We start from the raw sequence: 17,342 nt of genomic DNA on the forward strand, positions 1-17,342 counted from the left end.
GCCGTAATCGCTATGGATGACGAGGCAGAGGAGCAAGGATCATGACCAGTGGAGCTAACGACACCGGACAGGTCACCCGCACGCCAGGCGCAGAGACGGCCGTCCTCGCCGGCGGGTGTTTCTGGGGTGCGGAGGACCTCATTCGCCGGCAGCCCGGCGTACTCGCCACGCGTGTCGGGTACACGGGCGGGCGGAACGATCATGCGACGTACCGCAATCACCCCGGGCACGCGGAAGCTGTCGAGATCGTCTTCGACCCGGCGCAGACGACGTACCGCGACATCCTGGCGTTCTTCTTCCAGATCCACGATCCGTCGACCCTGGACCGCCAGGGCAATGACGTCGGCACAAGCTATCGCTCTGCGATCTTTCCGCTCACTCCCGAACAGGAAAAGGTCGCTCGCGAAACGATCGCCGACGTCGATGCGTCAGGTCTGTGGCCGGGCAAGGCCGTGACGACGATCGAGCCTGCAGGCCCGTTCTGGGAGGCGGAGCCCGAGCACCAGGACTACCTGATCAAGTACCCGAGCGGCTACACCTGCCACTTCGTCCGCCCGAACTGGGTGCTTCCGCGGCGCACCACCACCTGAGAGGCCATCCGTAGTCCGAGATGTCCATGAGTCAATGGGACCATATAGACCAGTTGGTTACCAACAATCCGATGGTGGCTGGGTGGTGGCGGTCGCGGTGATGTGCTCCGGATCACCTGTATTGCAGGGTATTCAGCCGTGCATCTCACAGTGGAGGGATCTGGCGTGCGGCCGGGTGGACTGCGCGAGAAATGGACTGTATCGTCCATAGTGTTGTCTTGCCGCAGACGTGCCGGAGATCCATGAAGAGCGAAGGTTCCGAGTTGTTGTCGCAAGCGCGGGTCGTCTCTGCTGAGGTGGCCCGGGAGAACCGAGACTGGGTTCGCGACCTGAGTAGCTCTGGAGACCGGCGCGAGCTTGCGTGCCGACGCTTGTACGACGTTCTCCTGCGCGCCGCGAAGGCGGAGGCCAGGCGGCGGTCGGCCAGACTGCGGCTCGCCGGCCCCGAGCTGGATGACATCGCACACCAGGCCGCCGCGGATGCCCTGCTGGCCATCAGCGGGAAGGTCGAGACGTTCCGCGGTGACTGCAAGTTCACCACCTGGGCGTACAAGTTCGTGATCTTCGACGTGGCGGCCAAGGTCAACCGGCACTTCTGGCAGCGGGCCGGTGTTGCGTTCGACGACGAGGATTGGGAGCGCCTGCCCGCGCGAATCGGGATCGAGCCCGAGGCGCAGGCCGAGAGCCGCGACCTGATGAACGCCGTACGTCGCGCCGTCGACGAGAAGCTGACGGCGAAGCGGCGGCTGGTCTTCGTTGCGCTGGCGCTGAACGGGATGCCGACCGATGTGCTTGCCGATCAGCTCGGTGCTACGCAGAACGCGATCTACAAGATGATGTTCGACGCCCGCCGGAAGCTACGGACGGCTCTCGTCGACGCCGGCTTCCTGCCGGAGCAGAAGATCGCCTGAGCGGCCTGGGCCAGTTGGGATGAAGCGATCAACCGGTTGCCGATAGGGCCCCCGTAGCCCTGAAGGTACAGCCCCATCGGTCCGGTGAAGGCGTCAGTTGCGGCCGGCCATCACGCCCCCGTCGACGTTGAGAATCGCGCCGGTGATCCAGCTAGCCTCGGGGGAGAGGAGGAAGACGATCGAGGAGGCGATGTCCTGGGCCGTTCCCACCCGTCCCAACGGGTGGAAGCCGTCGAACTCCTTCACGGCCGCCTCGAGCTTGTCGGCAGGGATGAAGCCCTCGTACAGCGGCGTGGCCACCACTGCGGGAGCCACAGCGTTGACGCGAATGCCGTCGGCCGCGAGTTCCATGGCCAGGTTGTGGGTCAGTGCATGCAGGCCGGCCTTCGCCATCGAGTAGGCGGTCGCAGGCGTAGCCGCTACCGCCTGATGTGCCCACATGCTGCCGATGTTGACGATCGCACCGCCGGAGCCGGCGGCCTTCATACCCCGTACGACGGTCTGGGTCAGGAAGAACGTGGCCCGGCGCGGGCAGGTCCGCGGCGAAGACGGCGCGGGCGTTGTCCGGCTTGATCCCGAGGTCGACGCCACCGGGGTAGCTGATCGGCACGAGCTGCGGGCCGAGTTCGCTGCCCGGGAACTGCGAGTTCAGCGCGCCCAGAGTCTCGCCGGCCTGCGGGATGAACGCGGCCACGTAGACCAGCGACTTCACATCGGCGGTGTCGCCGAGTTCGCTGACCAGCGCACCGGCGTACGAGTGGCCGACGAGGACCTTCGGGCCGGGGATGGTTGCGAGTACGCCGCTCAGGTACGACGTGTCCGCGGCGATTCCGCGCAGCGGTACGGCGGGAGCCACGACGTTGTAGCCGTCGTGCTGGAGCCGGCCGGTCACCTCGGACCAGCTGGAGCCGTCGGCGAACGCACCGTGCAGGAGCACGATGGTCGGCTTCGTCTGGGCGGTCAATGACTCGGTGGGCGACGACTGGGCAGCCTGCGCGGTGGTCGCGCCGCCTACCAGCAGCGCGGTGCCGAGAGCCGCGAGGATCAGGGTTCTTGCCTTGGGCATCAAGTTCTTCATGGTGGTCAGACCTCGGTCCGGATGGTGGTGGTCGGGATGTTGCGGGCCTCGATGGCCCGGACGGTGTTGTCGAACGCCTTGCGGATCACGCTCTTGCCGCCGAGGGCGAACAAGGTCGCGAGCAGATGACCCTTGAGGTTCTTGCCTTCGCGGACGATCACGACGTCGATCGTGGTCGCGCCGTCGGCGTGCTCGGTGAGGGTGTAGGAGTGTCCGGAGGCGCCGCCCCAGACGTTGGAGTCGGTGGTCGTGAGGACGATGTGGTGCAGGTTGGACCAGTTGTAGTGCAGGCGCTCCCACACGCCGCCCGATCCTTCGGTGACGTCGGCGAAGCCGGGTCCTTGGTCATGCACCTTCAGGTAGTCGTCGGCGCTGTTCGCGAACAGCTGCGCCCGACCGGGCCCGAAGTCTGTCAGCGCCGCGACGAACTGCGCGGGCGTCGAGGTGGTGGTCTCGCTGAAGCGGATGGTGGTCATTGCCTTTTCCTTCGGCTAGGAGCCTTTCGATGACTCCACCTTCCGCCGCAGGTTGATGCATCACCCCAGGGGAAACCACTGGTCGATCGACCGGTCCCCACGTCCCTTCCAGGACTTCACCCCAGGCACAACGCCGTACGGTCGCGGACCCGCGTGTACACCAGTGAGTTCACTGGTGTGATGTGGGGTGGTCATGAGGCAGCGTGGTCGATGACAATGGCCGGCGAGGGAGATTGCGATGGCTACCTTCGACTATGACGTGCTGATCGTTGGATCCGGGTTCGGCGGCAGCGTTGCTGCGCTGCGTGCCGCGGAGAAGGGGTACCGGGTCGGCGTTCTCGAATCGGGGAAGCGCTGGAACGACGCGGACATCCCGAAGAGTCAGTGGCATCTCCCCGGGTTCTTGTGGTTCCCGGCGGCAGAGCTCTACGGGATCCAGCGAGTCGAGTACCTCGATGACGTGCTCGTGCTGTGCGGGGCGGGCGTGGGCGGCGGCTCACATGTCTACGCGAACACGCTGTACGTACCGCCCAAGCAGTTCTTCGACGCACCCGAGTGGTCGAGCATCACCGACTGGGCCGACGAGCTGGCTCCGCACTACGACCAGGCCACCCGGATGCTCGGCGCGGTTCGCTACCCGTACATGCCCACCGACGTCGATCGCGTCATGCTGCAGGTCGCGACCGAGATGGGACGAGGCGAGACCTTCAACAAGGCACCCGTCGGCGTGTACTTCGGAAGCCCCGGCGTCGAGGCCGAGGACCCGTACTTCGGCGGCGCCGGCCCACGTCGTACCGGGTGCATCTCGTGCGGCAAGTGCAACATCGGCTGCGGCCACAACGCGAAGAACAAGCTGACCACGAACTACCTGTACCTGGCGGAGAAGCTCGGCGCCCGGGTCCACGAGTTGCACGAGGTGCACGACTTGATCCCGCTCGAGGGCGGCGGCTTCGAGGTCCACGCGCGCCATCCGGGCTGGGCACAACGAGCCGCACACAGTCAGCAGCACAGCTACACCGCCGAGCAGGTGATCGTCGCGGCCCACGCGTACGGCTCGTCGAAGCTCCTGCTGCACATGCAACACGAAGGCCGCCTCAGCGGTGTATCCACCCAACTCGGCCGCCGCGCCCGGACGAACTCCGAACAACTCCTCGCGATCACGCGCACGCACGCAGAGTGGAAGGCCGACCCGGACAAGATCCAGCTCACACCGGGGTCGGTGTCGATCACCTCCGGCGTCTGGCCAGATGCCGTCACGAGTATCGAGCCGGTCTACTGGGGTGTCGGCAACGACCTGTTCGCCTTCCTGGTCACCTACCACCAGCACGGCGCGCAGAAGCACCCGACAGCCGCCTGGGTCAAGCAGCTCATCGACGAGCCGAGCTCGGTGCTCAGCTTCGACGACCCGCGTGACTGGGCCGAACGCACCGTCATCATGCTGTGCTCACAGACGACCGACACGTCAATCGATCTGTATTGGAACGACGGCCGACTTCGCAGCAAGCACACCGGCACGCCGCCCTCGGTTCACATCCCGATCGTGGAACAGTTCGTCGATCGAATGACCGCGCTGATGGGCGGCCACGAGGGCGCGTTGCCGTTCGAGGTCGTCAACCGCACTGCGTCCGCCCACTTCACCGGCGGTATCCCCATCGGCGACAACAGCGAGAGCGGCGCGGTCGACCCGTACCAGCGGGTCTTCGGCCAGCCCGGCCTGCACGTGATCGACGGCAGCGTGATGCCGGCCAACACCGGCGTGAACCCGTCACTCTCGATCACCGCCCTCGCCGAGCGAGCGCTGTCGCTGTGGCCGAACAAGGGCGAGGCGGACCCGAGGCCGCCCTTGGGGTCGGGCTACCAGCGCGTCGCCCCGGTCATGCCGCACCGTCCCGCCGTACCCGCAGGCGCTCCGGCCGAGCTGCGGCTCGACGCCAAGAAGGCCGACGTCATCCCGGACTACCCCTACTAAGGCCAAGGAGCAGACCGATGACCGATGTTCGCGCCCTCGAGCCCCTCGCCCCGATCGCTGACGGCGTCGTCATTCCGTACTACCTCGGCGACCGGAAACTACGCATCGCAATCGCCCGGGTCGGCGGCCGTCTGTACAGCTTCGACGACCTCTGCACCTGCGGCGGCGACCCCTGTCCGCTGTCCAGCGGCCTGCTCGTCGAGCACACGATCATGTGCCAGTGCCACGGCTCCCGGTTCGACGTGGCGACGGGCGCGGTGCTGAACGGTCCGGCGAGCCGACCGCTGAGCACCTACGAAGTCCAGGAACTCGACGGCAACCTCGCAATCCGGCTGTGAAGGAGACGACCTCATGAAACTCAACCGCGACTGTCTGACGCCGGTCGGAGCGATTGCGCGCGGTCTCCTGGCCGGCACGGTCGGGACGATCGCCATGGATACGTTGCTCTACTTCCGCTCTCGCAAGGGCGGCGGCAACGGCGGGTTCCCGCGCTGGGAGTTCTCCGCCGACATCCACAGCTGGGACCAGGCACCCGCACCTGCGCAGGTCGGGAGACGTCTGTACGACGGGCTCCTGCAGCGTGAGTTGCCCGACGACCGGGCCGCACTGGTCAACAACATCATGCACTGGGGCTACGGCATCGCGAACGGAGCGGCGTACGGCGTCCTCGCCGGCTCGCTTCGTACTCCGCGAGTCTGGTACGGCATCCCGTTCGGCGCCGGCGTCTGGGGATCGGGGTACGTCGTACTCCCGGCCGCCAAGCTCTACGAACCGATCTGGAAGTACGACCGCCAGACACTCGCGAAGGACCTGAGCGCACACCTGGTCTACGGCCTGACCACGGCCGCGGCCTTCAGGCTCGCCCGCCGATTCCGGCTCTGACGCGGTCGACCGATGCCCGGCACGGCCAGGGACGTAGCCAGTGAGTCTCCCTGGTGTGATGCGGCGGCTCCGGCGTGAGAGTTGAGGGCATCGAGAGAAATCGCATTGGGAGGCGTCGGATGAAGCTCTTTCGCGGTGGACAGACGGCGAGCGCTGTACCCGCGACCGCGGTTGCCGGACCGGACCACGGCCCCGTGATCGTTCTGGTCAAGGGCTCCGAGGACAGCAGGGACGCGGTGGAGTGGGCGGCTGCCGAGGCAGCGGCGCGGCAGTCCGAGCTCCGGATCGTGCATGCGTTTCGGTGGGCCCGCGTACTGGACCCGTTCGGCAACACGACCGTCGACCCTCGGGTCCGCGAGACCGCCGAGAAGGTCGTCGAGGTTGCCGAGCGCCGGGCACGCCGGATCGCGTCCGGCCTGCGGATCAGCACCATCGTCTTCCCCGGCAAGCCTGCCGCCGCTCTGGCCAACGCCGCCGAACACGGCGGCCGGCAGAGTCTTCTGGTCGTCGAGCACGACCATCAATCCGGTCGCCGCACCTGGATCCGCGGGCTGTCCCGACGTACGACGAACTCCGTGGCCGTGATCGGGTTGACCGCGCCGTACGCGCCCGGATCGTCGGCCAACCGGGTGGTCGTCGGCGTCGACGGGAACGGCGGTCCGCAGGCAGTCCTGGGATTCGCCTTCCGGGCAGCTCGCCGCCGCGGCACCGGCCTGACCGTCGTCCACGCCACGTCCTTCGACCAGCACGACGACATCGAGGACACCGTGCGGGTCTGGCAGATGGCCTACCCGGAAGTCGACGTCCGGTGGAGTGTCACCAGCGGACCAGCCGACTCCGCGATCCTCGCCGAATCCGCCGCGGCGGCGCTGACCGTGATCGGCTCCACGACGCACCGATGGCTCCGGCGGCTGCTATACGGATCCACGGCCTGCACAGTTCAACGGCTCGCTCGCGGTCCGGTCGTCGTGGTGGGCACCGTCTAACACTGCGACGCTGGGAAACGCCTTGGCGAGCCGATCGACAATCTCACCGATCGCACGGTCCTCATCCGCGTCGTTCATACCGCCACGCGATGGTTTGGCTTTGTTCTTGGAGGAATCGCTTTGTTGCGTCGGTTCTGGCCAGGTCCGCGGCGCGGGCGTACGCCGTTGCGGCTTCTGCCTGTCGGCCCAGCCGGTTGAGTAGGGAACCGCGGGTGGCGTGTAGCGGATAGTAGGTGGACAGCTCGCCGGTGAGGTCGTCGAGAAGGAGAAGCGCCTCGGCCGGCCCCTCGGTCTCAGCTATGGCGACGGCCCTATTGAGCGCCACGACCGGCGTCGGCATGAGCGCGAGCAACCGGTCGTAGAACCGGACGATCGACGTCCAGTCGGTGTCCTCGTAGCGGTTGGCCGCGCAGTGCAGCGCCTGGATCGCAGCCTGCAACTGGAACGGTCCGAGTCGACGCTGCCGCAGACACATCAGGACGAGCTCTTGCCCCTCGGCGATCGGGGCGGAATCCCACACCGACCGGTCCTGGTCCTTGAGCAGCACCACCTCGCCGTCTCCCCCACGCGCCGGGACGCGTGCCTCGTTCAACAGCATCAACGCCAGCAGACCGGTGGTCTCGGGCTCGGACGGCATCAGGTCGGTCAACAGCCGGCCTAGCCGGATCGCCTCGCCCCGCAAGTCACGGCGTACGACGTCATCGGCGCCCGCGTTGTACACGAGATAGAGCACCGCGAGCACCGCACGCAGCCTGTCCGGCAGCTCGGCACCCTCGGGCACGCGATACGGGATGCCCGCCGCCTTGATCTTGTACTTCGCCCGCACCAGTCGCTTGGCCATCGAGTCCTCGCTCACCAGGAACGCCGATGCGACCTCGGCCGGGCTGAGTCCCGCGATGAGCCGGAGCGTGAGTGCCACCTGGTGCTCGACCCGGATCGCAGGGTGGCAGCAGGTGAAGATGAGCCGCAACTGGTCGTCCCGCATGAACCCGGCGCTCTCTTGATCCACCGTGGACTCGACCTGGTCGGCCGCGATTCCTTCGATCAGCTCGCGACCGCGGCGGTTCCGGCGTACGACGTCGACCGCGCGGTTCCGAGCGGTCGTGACGATCCAGCCGGCCGGATTGTCCGGGACGCCATCCAGCGGCCATCGCCGTACGGCGGTCGCGAACGCATCCTGTACGGCGTCCTCGGCCAGCGTGATGTCACCGAACAGGCGCACCAGCGTGGCGACGGCCGGCCCGTACGCCGCCCGGAACGTCCGCTCGAGCTCATCCACCCGACCGCCTCCGTCAGTCGCTGTCCATGGCTGTCAGGGGCCGTCCTGCAGGCGCCCGGTGGCGCGGAACGGACGTACCTCGATGTCGTGGTTGATCGCCTCCACGACCTTCGCCGCCCACGCCAGCGCCGCATCGAGATCCTCGGCGTTGATGACGTAGAAGCCGCCGATGTGCTCCTTCGCCTCCACGAACGGCCCGTCCGTCGTCACTTTGTCCAACCCGGTCCCGCCCCGGACGACCGACGCCGCATCGGCACCGTGCAACGCGCCACCGAACACGAACGCGCCGGCCCGATCCATCTCCTCCTCCAACGCGATCACGCGCCCCATGAAGGCCCGCATCTCCTCGGCCGTGGCAGGCGCAGCCCCACCCTCCACGTCGTACACCGACAGCAAGTACTGATTCATGAGAACTCCTCCTCACCATCATGACGAAAGGAGATCGCTCATCAGGACACGGACTTCGTCCTGTTCTGGTCGGGCCCACGTCGCGGGAGTGGCATAGTGCCTCCAGCAAGCCGAAGGGGGCTGAGGTCTTGGACAGCTGGCGGGACAAGTTCCGGTACTGGTTCGACAACACGATGTCGCGGGGTACGCCGGCGTTGATCGGACTGCTCGGGATGGCGTCCGCGCTGCTGGTGATCGTGGTGTCCGGGCTGATCCTGGTGCTGGCGCCGGGCGACGTGGGTGATCACGGCGGCTGGCACGGGTTGCTGTGGATGAGCCTGCTCCGGACGCTGGACCCGGGCACGATGGGCGGGGACCAGGGCGGGCTGATCTTCCTCGGGTTCATGCTGATCGTGACGCTGGGCGGCATCTTCATCGTCAGCTCGTTCATCGGTGTGATGACGACCGGCCTGGAGAGCAAGATCGCCGTACTGCGCAAAGGCCGCTCGCGGATCGTGGAGAGCGAGCACACTGTCCTCCTCGGCTGGTCGGAGCAGATCTTCACCGTCGTCTCCGAGCTCGTCCAGGCCAACCAGAGTCAACGCCGCTCGTGCGTCGCGATCCTGGCCGACAAGGACAAGGTCGAGATGGACGATGCGATCCGCGCCCGCGTGCCGGACCTGGGGCGCACCCGGATCGTCTGCCGGTCGGGCAATCCGCTGCACCCGGCCGACCTCGACCTGGTCAGCCTGTCGTCGGCCCGGTCCGTCATGGTGCTGCCCACCGACGGCCCGGATTCCGACATCCACGTCGTCAAGGTTCTGCTCTCGCTGGGCAGCCGCGCGGCGACCGGCGAGGGTCCCCACATTGTTGCCGCAGTCTCCGACTCCACCAATCTGCCCGCTGCCCAGCTCGCGGGCGGCCATCGGGCGCAGCTGGTCCGCGCCGACGAGCTGGCCGTACGGCTGATCGTCAACGCACACAGGCAGTCCGGGCTGTCTGCCGTGTGCGCCGACCTGCTGGCGTTCACCGGCAACGAGTTCTATCTACGCTCCGAGCCGGCGCTCGCGGGCACCACCTTCGGTACGGCGATCCACGCCTACAGCCTCGGCGTACCCGTCGGCCTGCGGCATCCCGACGGATCGATCACGCTGAATCCGCCCGCCGACAAGCCGATCTCGGCCGCCGACGACCTGATCGTGCTCGCCGAGGACGACACGATGATCCGGCCGGCCGACGACCAGCCGCGCATCGTCGAAGGCGCCATCTCGGCACGCCAACGGCACACTCCCGAGCCCGAGCGGACGCTGATGCTCGGCTGGAACGAGCGCACACCGCAGATCATCGAGCTGCTCGACGCGTTCGCGTTCCCCGGATCGCACCTGCGCATCGCCTGCGCCGATCTCGTCGAGGTCGGCCCCACCACCAACCTCACCGTCGAGATCGTCGCGTGCGACCCGACCAATCGCGTCGAGCTTGAGGCGCTCGAACCGAAGACCTGTCAGCACGTGATCGTCTTGTCGGCCGACGGCCTCGGCGCCCAGCAGGCCGACGCCCGCACGCTTATCACCCTGCTGCACCTGCGCGACCTGGCCGAGTCCCTCGATCATCCGTACTCGATCGTGAGCGAGATCAACGACGACGCCAATCGCGAGATCGCCGAGGTCACGCGCGCCGACGACTTCGTGGTCAGCGAGAAGCTGATCAGCCTGCTGCTCACCCAACTCACCGAGAACCGCCACCTCGCGGCCGTCTTCGAGGACCTCTTCAATCCGAACGGCGCCGAGATCTACCTCAAACCGGCCCCCGGCTACCTGCTCCCCGGAATGCCCGCGAACTTCAGCACGATCGCCGAAGCCGCCGCCCGCCACGGCGAAACCGCGATCGGCTACCGCATCCACACCGAGTTCTACACACCTCCGTCGTACGGCGTCGTCCTCAACCCGCCCAAACACACCCCCGTAACCCTCACCGCCAAAGACCGAGTCATCGTCCTCGCCGAGGACTGAAGCCGGTGGCTGGGCGTCGGTGTGTCCAGGGGCGGGCGGTCTCGAGTTGGGCGGCGAGGCGGAAGAGGGTCGCCTCGTCGGCGTACCGGCCGAGGAAATGTACGCCGATCGGCAGGCCGGACTCGTTCCAGTACAGCGGGACGGACATCGCCGGATTGCCGGTCAGGTTGGCGACCACCCCGGCGTACGCGACTGTCCTGCCGCCGGCGCGAGCGGCGCGGAGCGGATCTTCCGCAGTCGAGGTGATCTCGCCTATCATTGCCGGAGGCATCGACATGGTCGGGGTCAGCCAAACGTCGATCCCGGTCAGCCACTGGGCCACGACGCGGGCGAAGGCCTGGCAGTCCTCGATCGCCAGCAGATACGTGGCCGCTGACACCTGACGGCCTCGGTCCCAGTACGCCCGGGTCAACGGTTCGAGCTCATCGTCGGACGGATCACGGCCGAGGCGCCGGATCCAGTACTCGACGATCCAGGCTGTCGCGGCATCGAAGACCGTGCCGATCGCCGTACCCACCTCGGGGGTCAGACCCGGCAGCTCTGTCTCGACCAGATCGTGGCCGAGCGAGGCGCACAACGCCACCGCGTCGTCGAGCGCCGCGACACAGTCCGGGTGCGCCGGGCGCCCATTGGCGGTCCGCGCGGTGTACCCGATCCGCAGCCGCCCCGGATCGGCTCCGACCTCCGCAGCGAACGGGCGTCCGGGCGACGGCAGCCCGTACGGATCGCCCAGCATCGGGCCCGCCGTGGCGTCCAGGAGGACGGCGCTGTCGCGGACCGAGCGGGTGAGCGCATGCTCGCAGGCCCACCCGTTGATCGCGTCGCCATACTCCGGGCCGAGCGGATTGCGGGCTCTCGTCGACTTGAGGCCGAACAACCCGCAGGCCGAGGCGGGGTAGCGGATCGAGCCGCCGAGATCGTTGCCATGCGCCATCGGCACCATCCGCGCCGCGACCGCCGCCGCGGAACCGCCGCTGGATCCACTCGTCGACCGGCTCGTGTCCCACGGGTTGCGCGTCGGCCCGTAAGCGAGCGGCTCGCAGGCCGGCGCCATCCCGAACTCCGGCGTATTGGTCTTGCCGAGCACCACCAGGCCCGCGCGCCGCCACCGCCGGACGAGCTCGGAGTCGAAGTGCGACACCAGGCCGCGGACGAAACGCGAGCCCTCGCTGAACGGCGCCCCGGCAATCTCGACGACGAGATCCTTGGCGAGGAACGGTACGCCGGACAGCGGCCCGGCCGGCACATCCCGAGCGGCCGCGAGCGCCTCGTCGTACAGGGGTGCGATGACCGCGTTGAGCGTGGGGTTGAGGTCCTCGATGCGCTCGATCGCGGCGGTGGTGAGCTCGTACGGTGTGACCTCCCCTCGACGGACCAGGTCCGCCTGGGCAACGGCGTCGAGCTCGCCGAGCTCGTCCGCGAGTGGTGTGGTCATGTCAGCTCCTCGTCGACGGTCCTGCCCTGGAGGCGCGAGATGCCACCTCGCGGGCCGCCAGGCGGGATCTCGCGCTTTCCAGGTAGGAGCCGGTATCCGGCCGGCGGACACCAGGAGTTGCATCATGAGCACCATCAGCACCGTCAGCACTGTGCAAGACGAGACAGCCGCGCCGATCATCGATGAGGCCGCGGTCGAGGCCCAGATGGGCAAGATCGTTACCGAACTAGGTGCCGCGCTCGGGGTCCTGCTCACCGCGCTCGGCACACGCAGCGGGCTCTGGGCAGCACTCGCCGACGGGGGTCCGCTGACCGACCACGAGGTGGCGGCCAAGGTCCAGGTACACCCCGCGCTGGTCCGTGAGTGGCTGCGGGCCCAGGCGGCCGGTGGCTACCTCGAGTACGACGCTGCCGGCGAGACCTTCACCTTGCCCGCGCCCGTCGCCGCGGCGATCCACTACGGTCCCGGAGGCGCACTCGTCGACGCCTGCGCGACGATGTTGTCGTCGATGGGTGAAGGATTCGGCGCGTTCAGCGACGCGTTCTCCTCGGGGCGGGGATTCGGCTGGCACCAGCGCACAGCCGAGCACTGGCACGGTACGGACGCCTTCACCAAGATCGCGCTGCCCGACGAGCTCATCGGCGCCGCAGTCAGCGAGATGCCGGAGGTGGTCGAGGCGCTCTCCCACGGCGGCACAGTGGTCGACGTCGGCTGTGGCTATGGCTTCCCGACGACGACGACCGCGAAGCTGTACCCGGCGGCGCAGGTGCTCGGCATCGATTACCACGACGCGTCCGTCGCGCACGCCCGCGAACAGGGCGGTCCGGACAACGTCCGGTTCGAGGTAGCCGCAGCAGCTGAGCTACCGGGTTCGGACTACAGCCTGATCACCTTCTTCGACTCCTTGCACGACATCGGCGATCCGCTCGGGGCACTCGTCCGGGCCAGGTCCGCGGTCGCTGCATCCGGGAGCGTCCTGCTCTTCGAGCCCCTGGGCGCCGACGACGTACAGGACAATCTGAACCCGACCGGCCGGATGTTCTACGCGGTCTCGACGCTCGCCTGCACCCCGAACGCCGTCTCGCAGGAGAGCGCGACGTCCTCGGAGCCGCTCGGCGCCCAGGCCGGCGAGAAGAAGCTCCGTGCCCTCGCCGCCGAGGCGGGTTTTACCCGGGTACGCAGGCTGGATCTGCCGGCACCGCTGAACCTGGTCTTGGAGCTACGGCCCTGACGACCGATCATGACGCTATGAACCCACGGGTCCGGCTCGTCGGCCGGGAGCCGGTGCTGGCAGCGGCAACCGCCGTACTCCGGGACGCGGCTTCCGGCTCCGGGCAGTTCCTCATGGTCAGCGGGGAGGCCGGGATCGGCAAGACCGCAGTACTGGCGGCGCTGACCGATCGAGCAGGCCCGGACTGGACCGTTCTGCGAGGCGTCTGCTGGGACCGTCCGGGCGCTCCGCCGTACTGGCCGTGGACGCAGGTCTTGCGGGCAACCTGTGTTCCGCCCGCCGACCTCGGCGAGGCACGCCGCCTCGTCGAGCCTCCCGCGAACGACGGCCCTGGCACGCCGATGGATGCGGGGGCGGCCGCTGACGCCGAGTTCAGCGTGTTCGAGGCCGTCGGGCAGTGCCTGTCGGCACTGGCGGCCGAGCGGCCGATCCTGGTGGTTCTCGACGACCTGCACTGGGCGGATGCCGCTTCGCTGCGGCTGCTCGGGTTCCTGGCGCGCGCCCTGGCCGGCAGCCGGCTGGTGCTGGCCGGGGCGTACCGCGACACCGAGGCGTCCCGCGACCTGCTGGCGGTATCTGCGACCGCCCAACACCTACGACTCGGTAGCCTCGGCGCGGAGCAGGTCCGCGAACTGGTCACCTCGATCGTCGGACCGGATGCGTCGGAGCTCGGTGATCAGGTGTGGAAGCGCAGCGGGGGCAACCCGTTCTTCGTCGGCGAGCTGGCTCGGCTGATGGTTGCCCAGGGCACACCTGACCAGCGGCCGCCGATACCGCCCAGCATCGCGGAGACACTGCGCCGTCGACTGGCCAGGCTGTCAACCGACTGTGTTCACGTGCTCGAGCGTCTCGCGGTGGCCGGCGGCGAGGTCGACACCGACTTGCTCGTCCGGATCGGTGCCGCCGGCAACGAGATCGAGCTGAACAGCCTGCTGGACGAAGCGCGCCGGGCAGGCGTGGTCGCCGGCACGCCCGAAGCGCCCAGGCTCACCCACGATCTGTACCGCGAGACGATCCTCGGCGGCCTCAGCGCCAGGACTCGAACCGAGATCGACCTGGCCCTCGGCCTGGCTCTGGAGGAACGCCCCGGCAGTGCGGCGCGAGTGGCCGCGCATCTGCTCGCGGCCGGATCACAGGTCCGCCGCAAGGCCGTCGAGTACTCCGTCCTCGCGGCCCGGGAAGCTTCCGCCCGTCTCGGCCACGACGACGCCTGCGGACACTATCGGCGCGCCCTGCAGATGATCGACGCCGAGGGACCAGACGTACCGTGGGATCCTTCGCGCGGGGCACTCCTCGTCGAGCTCGCCGATGCGCACGCCCGCGCCGGGCGCGGGGACGAGGCACGCACGCAGTACCTCGCGGCGGCGGCGAGCGCACGGACAGCGGATGACGCCACGGTCCTCGCGCGTGCCGCGCTCGGCATCGAGTCGCTGGGTCAGCGGTCTGGCGGACATCGTGCCGACGTACTGGATGTCCTGCAGGAAGCTGCTGCCCGGTTGGAAGCAGTGGACGGATCGCTGAGCCTGCAATCGCGGGTGTACGGCGCCATAGCCCGGATGCTCCGACATGGCTCGATCGCAGTACCCGACGAGACGGTTGCCGCAGCGGCGGAGCGGGCTGTCGAGCTCGCCGCGGCCGCCGGCGACAGCCAGGCGCTTGCCGAGGCGCGGCTCGCACAGCACGATTCGCAGTGGACTCCGGGCACAGCGAGCCGACGCCTGCCGCTGATCGCCGCCATGCTCGACGCGGCGACTGCGGCGCAGGACGCAGACCTGGTTGCCCAAGCCCACCAGTTGCGTGCGGCGGCGCTCCTGGAACTGGGTGATCCCGCGGGACGCGACGAGCTCCTCACCTACATCACGCTCGCGGAGCGGCTCGGGCACGCCCGCGGCCGATGGGGCGCGTTGACCAGGCGCGCCACGTTCGCACAGCTCGCCGGCCACGCCGACGAGGCAGCCAGGCTCGGCGAGGAAGCGCTCGAACTCGGCCTCGCCATCGGCGTACCGGACGCCATCGGCTGCTTCTGCACCTCGCGCTGGGCACTGGTTGCCCTCGGCATCTCCGAACCGCCCAGCGAACTCGATCCGGCCGATCCGCTCTGGCCGATGTTCCCGCTCCTCAAGGCCTGGCCGCTCACGGTCCGCGGCGAACTCGATGCCGCCGCCGTCGCACTGGGCGACTTCAGCGTGCTGGACATCGCCGTCTGGACCGGCCTCGAAGGGCTCGCGGTCGCAGCGGTCGTGTTCTCCGCGGTCGGCACAACCGCCCAGCGAGTCTGGACCTACGACCGCCTGCGCCCGTACGCCGGAACCCACGTGGTGGTCGGCGGCTGCGCGTCGTACCACGCCGCCGTCGATCACCACCTCGGCACGCTCGCCGCAGCGCTCGGCGACTCCGACTCGGCGGAGAAGCACCTCCGCTCCGCCCTCGCCTTGCACGAACGGATCGGGGCCGCCGGCTGGGTCCGGATCACCGAGCGGGAACTCGCCAGCTCTGTTGCCGCCGTTGCCCCGGACAACGAGTTCCGGCCGGTGAACGGCCTCTGGCAGCTCGCGTACGACGGCGTACACGTCCAGCTCCCCGATTCCAAGGGACTCCGCGACCTCGCCGTGCTGATAGGTGCTCAGGGCAACGAGGTACACGTGTCGGCCCTGGTCGGGTCCGAGATTGTCCACACCGGCCGCGATCTGATCCTCGACGAGACCGCCAGGGCGCAGTACAAGGCCCGGCTCGCGGCTCTGGCCGAGCAACTCGATCAGGCCGACGCGTACGGCGATGCCGCCCGAGCCGAGAAGTTGTCCGCCGAACGCGACGCACTGGTCCACGAACTCAGCGCGGCAACCGGCCTGGGCGGCCGCGCCAGACGCCTCAGCGACGAGACAGAACGAGCCCGCAAGACCGTCAGCGCCCGCGTCCACGACACCCTGACCAAACTCGACCAAACGCACCCCGCCCTGGCCGCCCACCTCCGCGCCTCTACCCAACTCGGCACGACCTGCACCTACTCCCCCACCCACCCCACCACCTGGCGCCTCAGATAACCGGCGCGGCCCGCCAGCCGGGCTGACCCGTCGGTCTGCTGTTATGCCAGTCAGCGGGAATTACCGGAGGGGGCGATGATGCGATGGGGCAAGGGATGCCTACTCAGGACGACGTGCTGGGGTACTTCGAGGCGTTGTCGAACTGGGGGCAATGGGGCGACGACGACGAACTGGGAACGCTGAACCACATCAGCGACGACGTGCGGTTGGCGGCGGCGCGGGGTGTGCGGCACGGGCGGAGTGTGTCGTGCGCGTGGGAGGTCGCCGTACCGGAGGAGATGGAGCGGGCAACGACATCGTGCCCGTGCTTCGCTGACCTGCCGGGTGCTGAGAACATGCCGTTGCCCGGATTCCGCAACGACCGGCACTGGGGCTACTCGAACGAGCGGCTCGGCATCCTCTTCCACGGCAACACCATCACCCACCTCGACTCACCCTGCCACATCTTCTGGGACGGCCAGATGTACAACGGGCGGTCGCACTCGCTGGTCGACGCCACAACGGGATCGGCCTGGGCGGCAGTCACAGCGGCAGCAAACGGGATTGTCACCCGCGGCGTTCTGCTGGACATTGCGAAGGTGCGCGATGTGCCGTGGCTGGAGGCGGGCGAGGGCGTGTATCCGGAGGATCTCGAGGAGGCCGAGCGGCTCCAAGGTGTGCGGGTGCAGTCCGGCGATGCGGTGCTGCTGCGGACCGGCTACGGCCGTGCCCGGCACGAGGCCGGACCGACCAGCGACTTCACCCAGGCCGGCTGGCACGCGTCCTGCCTGCCGTGGCTGCAGGAACGCGAGGTCGCGCTGATCGGCGCCGACACCCCTCAGGACGTCCAGCCGTCCGGGTACGACGACCTGGCGATGCCCGTTCACACCGTAGGCCTCGCCGCGATGGGCCTGTGGCTCCTCGACAACTGCGACCTCGAGGCGTGCGCGACCACGGCCGCCGAGCTCGGCCAGTGGGACTTCCACCTCGCAGTCGCGCCCGTCCGCTTCGCCGGCACCTCGGGCAGCCCGGTCAACCCGATCGCCACCTTCTGACCGTCACAAGCGCCGCAGAGGGCTCTGAGTTGAC

15 protein-coding genes and 1 pseudogene are annotated in these 17,342 nt (G+C 68.5%); 10 read left to right on the forward strand and 6 right to left on the reverse strand.

All coding sequences use genetic code 11. The features are described from left to right. Positions 1-41: 41 nt before the first annotated feature. Both msrA and ACQPYH_RS23520 read left to right on the forward strand, forming a co-directional pair. Positions 42-590 carry a peptide-methionine (S)-S-oxide reductase MsrA gene (gene msrA / locus ACQPYH_RS23515; protein ID WP_432875125.1) on the forward strand — a complete coding sequence of 183 codons (549 nt, stop codon included), beginning with the start codon at positions 42-44 and terminating at the stop codon, positions 588-590. Between the two features lie 371 nt (positions 591-961). Next, entirely contained in the window at positions 962-1,501 is a 540-nt protein-coding gene (locus tag ACQPYH_RS23520; protein ID WP_432875127.1) for a sigma-70 family RNA polymerase sigma factor, read from the forward strand. A 93-nt stretch (positions 1,502-1,594) separates the two neighbouring features. On the opposite strand, the gene ACQPYH_RS23525 is transcribed toward ACQPYH_RS23520, so the two are convergent. From ACQPYH_RS23525 to ACQPYH_RS23535, 3 genes and pseudogenes are all read right to left on the reverse strand, one after another. Then, positions 1,595-1,987, reverse strand: coding sequence for an SDR family NAD(P)-dependent oxidoreductase (locus ACQPYH_RS23525; RefSeq protein ID WP_432875130.1), 393 nt, complete (start codon positions 1,985-1,987; stop codon positions 1,595-1,597). A 73-nt stretch (positions 1,988-2,060) separates the two neighbouring features. Then, positions 2,061-2,579: pseudogene (locus tag ACQPYH_RS23530) on the reverse strand (esterase/lipase family protein); the annotation flags it as partial. Positions 2,580-2,584: 5 nt separating this feature from the next. Further along, the gene (locus tag ACQPYH_RS23535; RefSeq protein ID WP_432875132.1) at positions 2,585-3,055 is read right to left on the reverse strand and encodes a hypothetical protein; all 471 of its coding nucleotides are present in this window, start codon (positions 3,053-3,055) and stop codon (positions 2,585-2,587) included. 238 nt (positions 3,056-3,293) lie between these two features. Here ACQPYH_RS23535 and ACQPYH_RS23540 point away from each other — a divergent pair, with 238 nt between their 5' ends. From ACQPYH_RS23540 to ACQPYH_RS23555, 4 genes are all read left to right on the forward strand, one after another. After that, positions 3,294-5,024, forward strand: coding sequence for a GMC oxidoreductase (locus ACQPYH_RS23540; RefSeq protein WP_432875135.1), 1,731 nt, complete (start codon positions 3,294-3,296; stop codon positions 5,022-5,024). A 17-nt stretch (positions 5,025-5,041) separates the two neighbouring features. Beyond that, positions 5,042-5,362, forward strand: a complete 321-nt coding sequence (locus tag ACQPYH_RS23545; RefSeq protein ID WP_432875137.1) for a Rieske (2Fe-2S) protein — start codon at positions 5,042-5,044, stop codon at positions 5,360-5,362. A 13-nt stretch (positions 5,363-5,375) separates the two neighbouring features. Beyond that, positions 5,376-5,906: a hypothetical protein gene (locus ACQPYH_RS23550; protein WP_432875139.1), complete on the forward strand. Its 531-nt coding sequence runs from the start codon at positions 5,376-5,378 to the stop codon at positions 5,904-5,906. Positions 5,907-6,025: 119 nt separating this feature from the next. Then, entirely contained in the window at positions 6,026-6,892 is an 867-nt protein-coding gene (locus ACQPYH_RS23555; RefSeq protein ID WP_432875142.1) for a universal stress protein, read from the forward strand. A gap of 61 nt (positions 6,893-6,953) precedes the next feature. On the opposite strand, the gene ACQPYH_RS23560 is transcribed toward ACQPYH_RS23555, so the two are convergent. Then, positions 6,954-8,171, reverse strand: coding sequence for an RNA polymerase sigma factor (locus ACQPYH_RS23560; protein WP_432875144.1), 1,218 nt, complete (start codon positions 8,169-8,171; stop codon positions 6,954-6,956). Between the two features lie 33 nt (positions 8,172-8,204). Further along, the gene (locus tag ACQPYH_RS23565) at positions 8,205-8,579 is read right to left on the reverse strand and encodes a YciI family protein (RefSeq protein ID WP_432875145.1); all 375 of its coding nucleotides are present in this window, start codon (positions 8,577-8,579) and stop codon (positions 8,205-8,207) included. Positions 8,580-8,707: 128 nt separating this feature from the next. On the opposite strand from ACQPYH_RS23565, the gene ACQPYH_RS23570 reads away from it, so the two are divergent. Next, entirely contained in the window at positions 8,708-10,567 is a 1,860-nt protein-coding gene (locus ACQPYH_RS23570) for a CASTOR/POLLUX-related putative ion channel (RefSeq protein WP_432875148.1), read from the forward strand. Here the strand turns inward: ACQPYH_RS23570 and ACQPYH_RS23575 are convergent. Continuing rightward, a complete protein-coding gene (locus tag ACQPYH_RS23575; RefSeq protein WP_432875150.1) occupies positions 10,545-12,002 on the reverse strand; it encodes an amidase in 1,458 nt (485 codons plus the stop codon). The two genes, ACQPYH_RS23570 and ACQPYH_RS23575, sit on opposite strands and share 23 nt — an antisense overlap. Positions 12,003-12,126: 124 nt before the next feature. Between ACQPYH_RS23575 and ACQPYH_RS23580 the strand changes: the two genes are divergently transcribed. The 3 genes from ACQPYH_RS23580 to ACQPYH_RS23590 all read left to right on the forward strand — a co-directional run bounded on the left by ACQPYH_RS23580 (position 12,127) and on the right by ACQPYH_RS23590 (position 17,308). Continuing rightward, positions 12,127-13,233, forward strand: coding sequence for a class I SAM-dependent methyltransferase (locus tag ACQPYH_RS23580; protein WP_432875152.1), 1,107 nt, complete (start codon positions 12,127-12,129; stop codon positions 13,231-13,233). Positions 13,234-13,250: 17 nt separating this feature from the next. Next, the gene (locus tag ACQPYH_RS23585; protein WP_432875155.1) at positions 13,251-16,274 is read left to right on the forward strand and encodes an ATP-binding protein; all 3,024 of its coding nucleotides are present in this window, start codon (positions 13,251-13,253) and stop codon (positions 16,272-16,274) included. 95 nt (positions 16,275-16,369) lie between these two features. Then, positions 16,370-17,308: a cyclase family protein gene (locus ACQPYH_RS23590; RefSeq protein WP_432875158.1), complete on the forward strand. Its 939-nt coding sequence runs from the start codon at positions 16,370-16,372 to the stop codon at positions 17,306-17,308. Positions 17,309-17,342 lie beyond the last annotated feature (34 nt).

It is taken from the genome of Kribbella sp. CA-245084, from assembly GCF_050942355.1.
Classification (GTDB): domain Bacteria; phylum Actinomycetota; class Actinomycetes; order Propionibacteriales; family Kribbellaceae; genus Kribbella.